The sequence below is a fragment of the Nonomuraea muscovyensis genome, from assembly GCF_014207745.1.
GTDB lineage: Bacteria > Actinomycetota > Actinomycetes > Streptosporangiales > Streptosporangiaceae > Nonomuraea > Nonomuraea muscovyensis.
This window is the reverse complement of record NZ_JACHJB010000002.1, coordinates 2,925,330-2,938,453: the sequence shown is the minus strand read 5'-3', so window position 1 is coordinate 2,938,453 and position 13,124 is coordinate 2,925,330. Positions and strand designations below refer to the sequence as shown.

The 13,124-nt window shown below is 73.8% G+C and carries 4 protein-coding genes; 1 reads left to right on the top strand and 3 read right to left on the bottom strand.

Annotated elements, in window-relative coordinates; translation table 11 throughout:
* The first annotated feature begins 106 nt into the window (after nucleotides 1–106).
* Complete coding sequence (locus tag FHU36_RS30230; protein WP_185087154.1) at nucleotides 107–856, top strand: nucleotidyltransferase domain-containing protein; 750 nt, start codon at nucleotides 107–109, stop codon at nucleotides 854–856.
* Nucleotides 857–876: 20 nt separating this feature from the next.
* Here the strand turns inward: FHU36_RS30230 and FHU36_RS30225 are convergent, their stop codons facing one another.
* From FHU36_RS30225 to FHU36_RS30215, 3 genes are read right to left on the bottom strand one after another with little or no spacing between them, the layout of a single operon-like run.
* Nucleotides 877–1,401 carry a hypothetical protein gene (locus FHU36_RS30225; RefSeq protein ID WP_185087153.1) on the bottom strand — a complete coding sequence of 175 codons (525 nt, stop codon included), beginning with the start codon at nucleotides 1,399–1,401 and terminating at the stop codon, nucleotides 877–879.
* Nucleotides 1,394–1,942 (bottom strand): hypothetical protein, encoded by a 549-nt coding sequence (locus FHU36_RS30220; protein WP_246502607.1) that lies wholly within the window; start codon nucleotides 1,940–1,942, stop codon nucleotides 1,394–1,396. The genes FHU36_RS30225 and FHU36_RS30220 overlap by 8 nt, the downstream gene beginning before the upstream one ends.
* Before the next feature lie 22 nt (nucleotides 1,943–1,964).
* Nucleotides 1,965–13,106: a WXG100-like domain-containing protein gene (locus FHU36_RS30215; protein ID WP_185087772.1), complete on the bottom strand. Its 11,142-nt coding sequence runs from the start codon at nucleotides 13,104–13,106 to the stop codon at nucleotides 1,965–1,967.
* Between the last annotated feature and the right edge of the window lie 18 nt (nucleotides 13,107–13,124).

Sequence of the window (13,124 nt, the reverse complement as noted above, 5' to 3'; positions counted from 1 at the left end):
TTTCCGAGATCCCGCCCTGGTCAGGGCGGGATCTCGTCGTTTGGGGCGCACCGCCGTCCAGCGGCCGCCCGCTCGCCGCCCGGACCGCCCGCCTCCTGGAGGAACGATGACGGCCACCCTGCCCGCCTGGCTGCCCGCCTGGCTGCCCCGCGTCCCCGGCGAGCAGCCGCATCCGGTGGCGTTCGCGACGGTCAGCGGAGCGCACCTCTACGGCTTCCCGTCCGCCGACTCCGACGTGGACCTGCGGGGCGTGCACGTGCTGCCGGCGGAGCTGGTCGTGGGGCTGCGCACCGGGCCGGAGACCCTGGAGCGCACCTGGACACGCGAGGGAGTCGAGGTGGACCTCGTCACGCACGACCTGGCGAAGTTCTGCCGCCTGCTGCTGCGCCGCAACGGCTACGTGCTGGAGCAGCTCCTGTCGCCGCTGGTCGTGACGTCCTCGCCGGTGCACGAGGAGCTGGTCGCGCTGGCGCCCGGCTGCCTGACCCGCCACCACGCCAAGCACTACCTGGGCTTCGCGCGGACGCAGTGGCGGCTGTTCGGCAGGACGGGCGAGCTGAAGCCGCTGCTCTACACCTTCCGGGTGCTGGCGACCGGGCTGCACCTGATGCGGGCCGGCGAGCTGGAGGCCGACCTGACCCGCCTGTACGCGTACGGCCCCGCGTACCTGCCGGACCTGGTGGCCGCCAAGCGGGAGGCGGAGCACGGGGCGGCGCCGCCCGTGCCCGCGGCCGGCGACGACGTGGCGCGGATGACGGCCGAGCTGGAGGCCGCGAGCGAGGCGTCCGCGCTGCCGGCGGTCGCGACCGCGCACGACGGGCTGCACGATCTCGTGGTACGTGCACGGCTGGGCTGACCCCGCCCCACCCGAGCGCCCTACTGGGTGGCGCCCCGCAGGCTCTGCTCGTAGAAGGCGAGGTCGCTTTCCAGGCGTTCGCGGGTGAACCGGTCGGGCTCCCGCTCGCGGGCGGAGGTGCCGAGGGGTGTCCAGAAGGCGGTGGGCGGCAGCTCGTCGGCGCCCTCCGGCAGGAACTTGAGCGCCTCCGCAGCCGCGTCTCGGGCCAGACGCCAGCCGTCGGCGGCGCCCGGGGCGGACAGCAGGTCGTCCTCCAGGGCCTGGCGGGCGTAGGCGGCGCCGGTCAGCACCCATGCGCCGGCGTCGACGAGGGTCGAGACGCCGGGCCCGAAGGACAGGCCCTCATGCCGGGCCGCCGCCTCGGTGGTGTGGGGGACGCGCAGCTCGATGTGGTGCTCGCCACGGTCGTAGACCAGCGTCCAGGAGCCGGGCCCCTCAGTGATCGTCGTCCACGGGCGGTGGTCGGGGGCGCCGCCCGGCTCGCCCTCCGCGACGGTCAGGCTGATGTGCAGGTAGGCCTCGGCGATGGTACGGGCTTCACGCATGGCCGTCGCCCCTGCCGGTGGCCTGGGCGGCCAGGTCGCGGTAGGTGTCGCGGACGACGAGCAGCCGGTCCAGCGCGAACCTGCCCGGCTCGGCGGCGCGCACGCCGCGGCCCTGAGCGGACCAGAACGCCTCGTCGGGCACCTCGTCCTGACCTGGTGGCACGAACTTGACGACCTCCTCGACGGCGGCCGTGGCGATGGTGAGCGCCTGCCGGGCGGCGGCCGGGTCGTCGGCGGGGACGTTGCCCGCCGTCAGGTCGGCCACCCAGAGCCATTCGCCCGCGTCGAGGAGCTGGGACGGCTCGCTCCCGCCGAACGTCGGGAACTCACCGGTCAGCGTCTCCCGCTCCGGCAGAGCGAAGAGGAACTCGCGCAGCCTGCCGCAGTCGGCGCAGCCGCCCGAGTAGCGCGAGACCAGCTCGCCTCCGGACTGGGTCAGCGTCGTCTCCCAGGTGGTCTCGACCGAACCACAGACGCACGGGTGCAGATCGAGGTACAGGTGTGCCTCGTCCCGTGTGCGGGCCACCGCGAACGGCATCATGCCTCCCTTGCTTTCAAGACCATCATGTCAGGACGCGTGGCTCGCTCTCCCCCGGCGACGCGGGGGCCGGGGGCTCGTCCGGACCGTCGGGCTCGCCGGGTTCCGTCGGCTGCGCCGGTGGCGGGGTGGCCGGTGGCGGAGTCGTGGGCGGCGGTGTCGTCGGTGGTGGCGTGGTCGGCGGAGGTGTGGTGGGTGGCGGCGTGGTGGGTGGCGGTGTGGTGGGCGGCGGTGTGGTCGGTGGTGGCGTCGTGGGGGGCGGTGTCGTCGGTGGTGGCGTGGTGGGTGGCGGTGTGGTGGGCGGCGGAGTCGCGGGGTCGGACGGCCGGGGCGGAACGGTGGGCTCCGCGGGCCGGGTCGGGTCCGAAGGCCGGGTGGTGGGCTCCGCCGGCCGGGTGGAAGGCACGCCGGTGGACGGGGTGGCAGGGCCGTCCGGGTCGGCGGACCGCTCAGGCGGCGCGGACGGGGTGGCGGCAGGGGTGTCGGGCTCGGCAGGCGGCTCGGCCGGCTTCTTCGGCGCCGGGCCGGGCTCGCGCGGGCCCTGCCGGTCGAGCTCGTCGGCCGCCGGCAGGCCTGCGCGCCTGCGGATCTCCTCCTCCGGAAGCCACCAGCCGGTGCCGTTGGCGAGCTTTCGCATGCGCTCCCAGAACTCGCGCCGCGACTCGCCCCTGACGCTGTGGTCGAGCATCGCGGTGAGCTGGGCGGCGAGCGGCGCGGGCAGCGCGGCGCGGGCGGCGTCGCGGCCGGGCGAGCGCCTGCCCAGCCCGTGAGCCTCCGCCACCCCGACGAGCTGGTCGAACCGGCCGGAGCGCTGCTGGGGCGTGGCCGTGCGGACCTGGTGGATCAGCTCGTGCAACTCGGCGACGAGCTGGGCCTTCGCCACGAACGCCGCGCTCTCCGCGGTGACCGGGCCGGTCCGCGGCACGCCGGACGCCGTCGCGACCAGGCCGGCCACGGTGACGGCCACGGCGCGCTCCACGAACGGCACCGGGTAGGTGCGGTTCACGGTCAGCACGTGCACCCCGTCCCGCTCGGACAGCTCGACGGGGCCGGCGATCGGGGTGTCGCTGACGACCACCCGCACCGGGACGGGCGTGCCCCGGCGGGTGGTGACGTCCACCAGGCCCGAGCCGTACGCGGTGGTGGTGGCGCCGTGCAGGGCGGCGGCGCGGGTCAGGGCGGCGACGGCCGCGGTGACGGCGTGGTGCGGGGCGCGGCCGGCGAACTCGTTGATGGCGTCCAGGTGCGCCGCGGGCAGCAGGCCGGCGCGGGCCGCGCCGATCTGCCGGGCCGTGGCCCCGTCGGTGCCCGGCGTGAGGCCCGCGTTGCTCAGCTCGGCCCGGAGCTGGTCCTCCACGAAGCCCCGCTCCAGCAGGGACGCCTCGGCGCGGGCAGCGATCAGCGCCCGGATGCGGACGAGCGTGGCGGCGTCGCCGCGCCGGAGCTCGGGGACGGCGTTCAGCGGGCCGGGGACCAGCGCGTCACCCGGCGGCAGGCCCGCCTGCCTGGCGACGGCCTCGGCGATGAGCTCGGCGACGCGCAGGCGGACGGCCGACCCGTCGGCGGGCGAGACGGCCACCGACAGCCGGCCGGGCTCCGACGCGCGAACCGCCACCTGTCCAGGCGGAAGGTCCGCCTCGGCCACGTCGAGGGTGAGGTTCCCGGCGGGACCGGAGACGGTGAACGTGCCGGAGGTCACGGGTGTGACGCTCGCCTGGGGAGTGCCGTCCGGGGTGACGGAGGTGACACCGGCCAGGTCGGCGAGCGTGCCGAGGCCCACGCCGGTGGTCGGCAGCGCGCCGATGGAACCCGCGTGGAAACCGGGCTCCGTCTGCCGCCCGGCCGACCACGGGAAGGACGGGTGCGCCTGGCCCTGCTGGAGCAGGGCGTCGGCCAGGGCACGCAGCTCGTGCGTCCACTTGCGCACGTCGTCGCGGGTCTGCGGCGTGGGATTCCGGTCGTACGCCGCCTGGGCGGCCACCCACCGGCGTGACAGGTGCCGGAACTCGTCGAAGCGGGCCGATACGCACTCGTCGCGGCCCACCGACGGCCGCAGCGCGGACATCCAGCGGCGCAGCACGCCCTGCTCCGACCTGGCCGCGTCGGCGGCGATGCGGCGGCCCGCGTGCGAGATCTCGTGCAGCACCGCGCGGGCGAGCTGGTCGTTGGCCGTGCGCGGCGGCACCGCCATGGCCCTGGTCCGCAGGTCCGTCTCGCCGACGTTGCCGGGGGTGATCTCGCCGATCGAGACGTCGAAGCGCAGCGTCCCCCACGACTCCGTCCGCACGGTCAGCGTCGAGCCGGACCACGTCCAGCCGAGCACCTTGCCGCCGAAGTCCGAGACCCGCAGGTCGCGCTCCACCGCCTCCTTCAGCTCGGCGAGCGTCACGTCCGGCAGGTGGGGCGCCCGGCCGTCGGCGACGAACGCCGAACCGGCGACCTCGGGGGCGTTCACCGACGGCGCGCTCGCCGACATCCCCTCCGAGCCCATGGCCCGGGCACCGCCGACGGGGTCGGTGTCGCCGTCCGGCTGCGGCGTCGGCCAGATCGCGCCGTGGTCGTGCACCGAGGACACGTCCACGCCGAGGCCGACCAGCTCGGACAGGACCCGGAGGGCGAAGCGCTCCTGCGTGCGCGGTCCCTCGTACACCTGACGCAGGTTCACGCGGGCGTCGTCGGCGAGCCGCACAAGCTCGGGGTCGAGGGTGGCGAACGCCGCGGCGAACCCGCGGTCGTGCTCGTCGCCGACCAGGGCGCCCTTCGGAGAGGCGAGGAAGACCCGCTCGGTGCCGTCCGGCTCCGTGATGCGGACGAGCACGTCCTCCCCCTTCACGTGGGCGTCGATCCGGGCCTGCAGCAGCGACGTCCAGGGCCGGGTCGGGTCGCTCTGCCGGGCGGCGCCGTCGGCGGGAGCCGGGGTGTTGTCGCGGAAGAGCTGCCACTCGGGGCCCAGCGTGCCGCCGGACTCCAGGATGGCGGTCATCGCCTTGTAGTCGGTCTCGGACATGATGACGACCGCCTCGCCCGTGGCGGCGTCGGGGATGTGGACGGCGTCGCCCTGCTTCTTCGGGCCCTCGGGGGTGAGCGCCTCCCGGACCAGGGTGAGGCCGTAGCGCGTGGAAAGCCGGACGATGACGGCGTCGTCCTTCTCGAACCGGCTCATCTCCCGGCGGATGCCGCCGCCGTCCGACACGCTCACCGACGCCTGCTCGCCGACCGAGGCGCCGCCGCTGAGGCCGCTGGCGCCGTGGTCGATTCCGGTGCCGCCGCCGATCGGGAAGGCCATCCCGCCGGAGCTGGACGAGCCGGTGGTCCGCTGGATACGCCAGACCTGGCCGATCTCGACGTTCTTCAGGCCGCGGGCCAGCACCTGCATGTCGGTCGACGACGCCTCGATGCGCATCGTCACCGCACGGTTGCGCAGCCCGTCCACCGGCAACGTCATCTGGTGTCCCTGCTCGCCGTTCATGCGCTCGAACAGGGTGGTGGTCGCCGTCTCCGACAGGAGGTTCAGCAGCTCGGTCTCCAGCCCCTCGACGCCGTCGCCGAGCAGCTTGTCGTTCCTGAGCGCCTGGGCGACCTTCCTGTACAGGTCGGTGCGGACGGAGTTCGCGGCGAAGCTGTGCGGCAGCGTGACCTGCCTCGGGTCGTAGCGCCTGGGCGGTTCGGCGGCCTGCTCCCCGGCGGTCCTGACGAACCCGCTGGGGATGAGCCGCACCATGGTGCCGTCCAGCACGATCGGGGCGCTGGTCACCGTGGGGCCCGCCTTGACCCCCACGCCGGCCGCGCGCACCTGCTGCGGGGTGCGCTGCACCTCGACGGTCATCTTGAACTTCTGGCTGACCCGCTCCATGCCGTCGCCGAACATGGCCACGCGCTGGATGCGGGTCTCCTGCTCGGCGGCCGAGCCGGTGGCCCCCTGGCCGCGGTCGGTGCCGACGGAGGCGTTGTTGCCGTGCCCGCCGGCGGACATGTCGCCGCCGGCGTTCACCGCGTTGCCGGTGGACCGGGTCTCCGCCAGGATCTGTTCCAGGTAGGTGTAGTCCTGCCAGATGCCGCCGATGTCGTGGACGTGTTCCAGGAGCACCGCCGGGTCGTCGGTGAAGTCGCCCCGGACGTTGACCACGATCTCCTCGCGCCGGCCGAACGCGTCGAACGGCGTGTAGTAGCGAAGCTGGAGCCCCTCCTCGCTGAAGATCGTGTCGATCGGGCCCGTCCAGCGGTCGTCCCCGAAGATCTTGCGCAGGCTGTCGGGGATCACCGGGTCGGACAGCGCCTGCGCGGAGACGGACCCGACGGCGTCGCGGACCGCGTCCAGGAGGTGCACGTCCTCGCCGTCCCGCTGCAGTCGCGCGGTCTCGATGAGGGTGTAGCCGATCCGATCCCGCAGCCACGACGGGATCTGTGCCTCCTGGACGGCCTCGACCAGCTTTTCGGCCCGCATGAGGAAGTCGTCCACCCGCGTGAGGATCGAACCGGCGTCCACGAGCGGCTTCAGCGCGTTGATCAGTGCCTGTGGCGTGTGCCTGTCGGCCAGCGGGACCGGAGTGGGGGACTGCCGCAACGCGGCCAGGTAACGCTTGACGAGCGGCACGGCGACCGCGCGGTCCATCTTGAGGTTGCCGTCGAGGAACCGCTCCACCACGTCGGCCATCTGGGCCAGCGGCAGGTTCATGGTGCCCTCGGCGTACATGCGCAGGACGTGACGCTCGGGCACCGTGTAGACCATGGCGCCGTCGGCCGTCCGGCCCACCGGCTCCGCGCCGGTCGGGCCGCCGGACACGTCGAACGCCACCTTGGCCACGAAGACGTACTGGTTGCCCGTCTCGATGGCGAGCCGTTCGCGGCCCCAGATGGACAGGTCGGTCTGGGCGCGGGCGTGCCCGCCGGAGTGGGCGCCGCCCACCTTGCCGCCCTCGCCCGAGCCGTCGGCGTGCTGGTGGCCCACACCGGCCGAACCCTCGACCTTCCCGCCGTGCGACCTGGCCGAGGTGACGCCCATGCTGGCCAGGGTGAGGTTGATCTTGCCGTTCACGTCCTTGACGACGCCGACGAGTGTCGAGTCGCCGATCGTCGCACGCACCTCGGCGGATCCCGTCGACGGGGTCACGCCCTGGGGCCGGACGAGGAGGCTGCTGCCGTACGCGCCCGTGAACATCTCCGGGTGGGCGGTGAGGGAGTAGCCGTTGACGAGCTCGGTGAGGTGGTGGTAGGCGGGCGAGTCCGGGTCCGTCATGTCGAGCATCCCCTGCAGCGTCTCCAGGAGGTTGCCCGGGTCGACCTGCTGGGCGGTCAGGTACTGCCGCACCTCTTGGGGAGTCTCGAACGTCTCGCCGTACGGCGACGGACCGTCCACGGGAAGCAGGTCACTGGAGATCAGCACGTGGGCGGTGCCCTCGCGCTCGGCCAGCAGCTCCGGCTCCCCGTCCGCGTGCAGCATCTCGACCCGGGCGGTGTGCCGGACGGCGAACTCCGCCAGCGGCGAGCCGTTCTCGTAGAGCCGCACGTTGTTGATCGTGAGGCCGTTCGTGTGCGAGGTCGTGCGGGAGTAGTCCCTGCCGCCGCCCGCGCTGAGGTTGGGGCTGATGCCTTCGGTCTTCTCGGGCACGACGTGCTTGACGCCGACGCCGGCGCCCCAGCCCGCGTTCTCCGTGCGGCTGTGCGACCAGACGTTGGTGTCGCTGCCGATGGGCAGGTTGGCCACCGCCTCGGACTCGAGGACCCTCACCAGCTTGGGCGGCGTCCTGCCGTGCTCGTCGGTGAAGTGCTGTTCGAGGGTGACGCGCAGGGTGATGACCTTCGGCTGGTGACCGCTGCGCCGGACGACCAGTTTGATCGGGATGCCGTCAGCGGCGGCCTGGTTGTAGCCCGACTGCAGCCGCTTCTTGTCGATCTGCTGGTCGATCTCCTGCTCGTTGAGCATCTGGCTGAGCCGTTCGAGCCGGTCGGTGCTGTAGACCCGCTCACCGTTGACGATGGGCGCCAGGATGCCCTTCTCGCGGAGCTTCTTCTTGACGTCCTCTCTCAGCTGCTCGGCTTCGTCGATGGCTCCCACGCGGCCCGGTCCGGCGCCGCGCACCTTGCCGGGCTCCGTGCCGTAGATGGGCGGCAGCTCCGCCTTGCGGCCCGGCGGCGGATCCGGGGTGCCGTCGTCGCGGTAGACCCGTTCGCCGTTCTCGACGGTGAACGCCTCGGCGTCCACGGGCAGGCCGTACTCGTGGGCGTCCTTCTCGGCGAACCTGAACAGGCCCTTGCCCTCGCCCCTGATCGGGCCGATCTCCGTGTCGTCGTCGATCAGCCGCCCGGTGACCACGTAGTCGAACTCCACCTCCACGCCCTGGGAATGGCCGGTGAAGCGCTGCACGCTCGGATGGTAGGTGACGCCCTCCACGCTCAGCCCGTCCGAGACGGAGGCGCCCGTGGACCCCCGCCCGCTGGGGCCGAACCCGACCGCGTACTCCCCGTCGCCCGGGTAGGCGTCGACCGTCGGCAGGCCGGCGATGCCGAGCGTGGCGGACACGCCATTGGACCGGCCCGCCGTCTGGTTGCCCGTGGCCTTGACCACTTCGACGCGCAGCCGCTCCTGCCAGTGCTCCGTGCTGGCCGCACCGACCCGCTGGGCGGTCTTCAGCCGGGGTACGGCCTTGATCTGGAGCTGGACGAACGGCTTGCCGTCGACGTGGATGATCCGCCGGATGCCGCTCGGGTCGTTGACGGCCTCGTCCATGCGGCCGTACAGGTCGTCGATCATGGCGGTGTAGAGCTGCCGGCGGGCGACGCTGCCGAGGGGGAAGTGCTTGTCGCCCAGCGCGCGCGCCGTGTCCTCGGCCAGCTTGACGAGCCCGGTCAGGCCCAGCGCGACGTATTCGGGGAAGGGCGTCTTGCCGGCCTCCTTCTCGGGCAGCCGCGCCTCGCCCGGTGGCGGGGGCTCGGTGTAGGCGTGGGAGACGTAGACCCGCAGGTTCGTGGGGTCGTTCTGGTCGCCGTGGTCCACGGTGACCGGGTCCGACCAGTTCGGCTGCTTGGCCGTGCGCACCCGGACCGTCCAGGCGGCGGCCGCGTCGTAGGCGATGGACTCGCCTCGGTCGTCCGCCACGCCGCCGGGCAGGGCGGGGTTGCCGGCGCCGCCGGTGAGCGACCTGCTCAGGCCGGCGTTGCCCGACACGCTCAGCTCGACGTGCTTGAGGAAGTCCTTGGCGGGGCCTTCGGGCAGCATCTGGACGAAGGTGTGCAGCTTGTGGCCGACGTTGTAGCCCTGGCTGTGGTTGGCGGAGGCTCCGATGCTCCGGCCGCCCTGCGGCAGGATGCCGTTCATGATCTCGGAGGCCACCTTGGTCGCGCCCAGCACCTCCACCAGGTCGGAGGGCGTGATGTGGATGAGCAGCTCGCCAGGCGTGCCGCGGCCCACCCGGACCAGCGCGCCGTCGCCGGAGATGATCCGGCTGAACTCCTCGAACAGGACGCGCTCCAGCGCGTCCGGGGTGAAGGTGTGGTCGATGCCGTTCCGCCACATCAGCTCGTTGACCGTACGGGTGAGCCGGTTGAGGTGCGGCAGCCGGTCCGCGGGGACGAAGCTGGGAGCGGCCTCCGAAGGGGGCGCCGTCTGCCGCAGCGCCTCCTGGAAGTCCGTCAGCCAGTTCTGGGCCTGGTCCGCCAGCGCGGCCAGCCTGTCGGAGGACGGCGGCGTGCCCTGCTCCAGCGCGGTCAGCAGGTCCTCGTAGGCCTCCCGCGCGTGCTCGGCGTACTCGCGCGCCTGCTGGTAGTTGTCCGCGATGCGCCCGTGCCGGTTGGCCTTGGTCTGGGCCTTCTCGGCATCCGCGAAGGCCTTCCTGGCCCGTTCCGGCGCGCCGCGGTCACGCTGCTCCAGCGCGGTGTAGTGCTCCGCGAGGTTGACCACCGCCTCTTCCATCGCCGTGGCCGCGGACTCGCGCTTGGAGTTCTCGCGCTCGGTCAGGCCCTCGACGGTCCTGGTCAGCGAGTCGATCGTGTGGCGGACGTAGGAGGTGAGGTCGGACAGCGGCGTGTCCGGCGCCGGCGGTGCCGCGGGCGTGTGGTGCTGTCCGCTCGACCACGGGGGCAGCGGCGGCGTCTGACCCCGCTCGCGCAGGTCGTCCAGCACCCGGTTGATCTCGTGCGCCCAGACGGTCCGCTCGTCCATCGTGGCCGCCGCCCGCCACTTGTCCGACAGCAGGCGGAACTCGTTGAGCCGCGGCAGCACGCAGGAGTCGGTACTCGGGCCCGCGGGGGTCCGTGAAAGCCAGCGCCGCAACATGCCCTGCGGCCGGCCGGCGGCCTCGGCCGTGTCGTCCTGGATGTGGTGGGAGATCTCGTGCAGGACGGCGCGGGCCAGCGACTCGTTGGGGCTGCGCGACGCGATGACCATGGTGATCGGGTCGGTGCCGGTGCCCCCGGTCGATCGGGCCATGTCGTCCCCGACGGGGCCGACCGTGACCCGGTAGTGGAGCGTGCGCCCGGACCTCGTCTTGACCACGAGGAGATCGGACGACTCCGGCCAGGTCAGGCTGAGGACGTGGCCGCCGAAGTGCGTCAGGGTCAGCTCGGCCAGGACCGCGGCGTGCACCTCCGCCACCGTGGCGTTCGGGTGGTGCGCGGGCCGACGGTGCTGGAACAGGGACTGCGAGATCTGCTCGGCGGTGACGGTGCCCGGCCGGCTCGTCGTCGCGGTGCTCGGGCCCGTGGTGGTCGAGCCCGTGGTGTTCGGACCCGTCGGGGAGGAGAACGCCGCCAGCCGGTCGGCGATCTGCTGGGCGGCCGTGTCGTAGAAGCCCGGCCGCAGCCCCGCGTCGGGGGCGGGGGCCCGGGCCGCCAGGTTCGCCGCGATCCGGTCCGCTCTGTCGGAGCCGGAGGTGTCCACGTCCAGGCCCTCCGCGGCCGCGTCCGGGGCGGCCTTGGGGTCGACGTGCGCGAGCTGGTCGAGGCCCTCCATGGCGCCCTCGGCCGGGGCGCGGCCGGCCGCGACGGCGATCTCGGTGCCCAGCGCGGCCGCCGCCGCGGCGCGCAGCCGTTCGGGGCTCGTGCCCTTCGCCGTCCGGATCATGACCAGGTCCTGCACCCGCTGCAGGGCGTCCGGCGTCAGGGTGACCACGCGGCCGCTCGGGTCGGTGATGAGCAGGCCGCCGCCGTCCAGCATGAGCCCGTGCGCGAACGCCGTGCGCTGGACCTCGGCGACCGTCCGCTGCGCGATCAGGGTGGCGAGGTTCTCGGCGGACGCGTTGGCGCTCGCGGCGGCGGTGGCGGGGTTCGCCGTCTGGCCGGGTGTCTGGGTGGGCGCCTGGCCGGGTGGCGGCGCCGTCTGCTGGGCCGTCTGCTGTGCCGTCTGCTGGGCCGCCTGCTGACCGGCCGGCTGGGCGGCGCCGTTGTCGGGCGTCCCCTGGTTCGCGGGCTGGCCGTTCGCAGCCGCCTGGCCGCTGTCCGGGGCCTGCCCGGTGTCGGGAGCCTGGACCGCCGGGGGGGACTGGGGTGGTGCCTGCCCGGTGGTGGGCCCCTGGCCCTGCGCGGGCGGCTGGCCCTGCGCGTCGGGCTGGCCCTGCGCGGGCTGTCCAGGTGCGGTGGGCTGGGTGGTGGGCGCCTGGGGCGAGCGCTGGTTCGCCGGGGTGGACGGGTCGTCGCCCTGGTCCGGCTGCGGGCCTTCGGGGGCGGGCTGCTGACCGCCCTGGCGCCCGGCGGCCGGCGACTGCGGCGACGCGGGCCCGTTCGGCGCGGAAAGCGCGTTCTGCTGGGTGGCGGACGAGGCAGTGGACGGGACGCCGGGCGGCGTGACCTGCGAGCCCGTCCGCTGCGGCGTGGCGGGTGAGCCCGGTGCGGGCGTGCCCGGCTGGCCCGCCGGCGCGGGACCGGTGGGCGAGCCCGGGGTGGGCGAGTCGGGCGAGGGCGAGCCGGGCGGACCGGACGGACCGGGGCCGGTCGGCGGCTCTGACCTGGTGGACATGGCCTGGTTGACCGCCCGGTCCAGGTCGCTGCGCGCCGCGAGGTCGGTCGCCCGGGCCAGCGCCGCGCTCGGGTCGGCCAGCGCCATGGCCACGTCCGGGTTGAACGGGCTGATCGTCCCGGTGCGCCCGACACCGCCCATGAACCCGCCGACGAACGCCTCCGGCCCGGGCAGCACGAGCCGCTGGTTCACCACCAGCTCGCCCAGCATGCTGCCGCCCGGAGAGGCGATCATGTTGTTCAGGCCGGTGTTCAGCGCCCGCTCCGGGAAGCGCATGAACGCGTTCCCCCAGCCGGGCGCGTCACCGGCCATGCGGCTGAGCCGGTCGATGCCGGGAATCTGGCGGGTGAGCCTGGAGATCCGGTCGGCGAACCTCATGCCGAGCGCGGCGCCGCCTCCGGCGCCGACCACCGACACCGCGGTCCTCTTCCAGTCCCACTCGTCGCGGGTGCCCATCCGCCACTGCTTCCACTGCGTGTAGGCGTCGATGAAGCCCTCTTCGCCGATCTCCTCCACGAGTTCGCGGCCCAGCGGTGAGGCCAGCAGCCGGGAGACGCCCGAGACGACGGCGCTCAGCACGGTCGTCCGGGCGACCGCGGCGGAGACGAAACCGCGGCCGGCGTTGATGGCGAGCACCTCGAGGATCCGGCCGACGGCCCGGCGCGCGGCGGCCGCGTACGGGCCGACCAGCCAGGCGGTGGTGCCCGCGGAGAAGAACGCGGCGACCAGCGCGATGAACGCCGCGATGACGGCCACCCAGAAGGCCACGTTGATCGAGATCTTGGAGTACTGGGTCTCGCGGGCGAAGGCGTCGAACTGCCTGGCGTAGCCGTCGGCCGAGGCTGCCACGCCCCCGGCCCCGGCTTCCATGCCGAACAGCTCGGCGACCCGCTTGATGTGGTCGGGGGTGCCGGGGGCGTCCCAGCCGTGGACGAAGCTGTTGACGGCCTTCTCCGTCGGGTCCAGGGCGTTGAGCACGGCGGCCGCCGTCCGCTCGTGCGGTCTGCTGAGCGCCCAAAGCCCGCTCTCGCTTGCCTGCGGCCAGGCCTGGCCGGAGGCAAGCAGGGGGATCAGGACATGGTTCACCCAGTCCGGCAGGGCTTCCGTCTCCCATACCGGCTGGATGTCGGTGGCCGACGTGCCGCCGCTCCCGCGGAACGTCTCACCGCCGGGGACGTCGCTGTTGACGTCACCGTTCCCATGCCCGTAACCCGCCATGTCACCCCCGCCCCGATC

Coding starts and splice junctions, on each gene's coding strand:
- FHU36_RS30230 (WP_185087154.1), top strand. CDS start 107: ATGACGGCCACCCTGCCCGCCTGGCTGCCCGCCTGGCTGCCCCGCGTC.
- FHU36_RS30225 (WP_185087153.1), bottom strand. CDS start 1,401: ATGCGTGAAGCCCGTACCATCGCCGAGGCCTACCTGCACATCAGCCTG.
- FHU36_RS30220 (WP_246502607.1), bottom strand. CDS start 1,942: ATGATGCCGTTCGCGGTGGCCCGCACACGGGACGAGGCACACCTGTAC.
- FHU36_RS30215 (WP_185087772.1), bottom strand. CDS start 13,106: ATGGCGGGTTACGGGCATGGGAACGGTGACGTCAACAGCGACGTCCCC.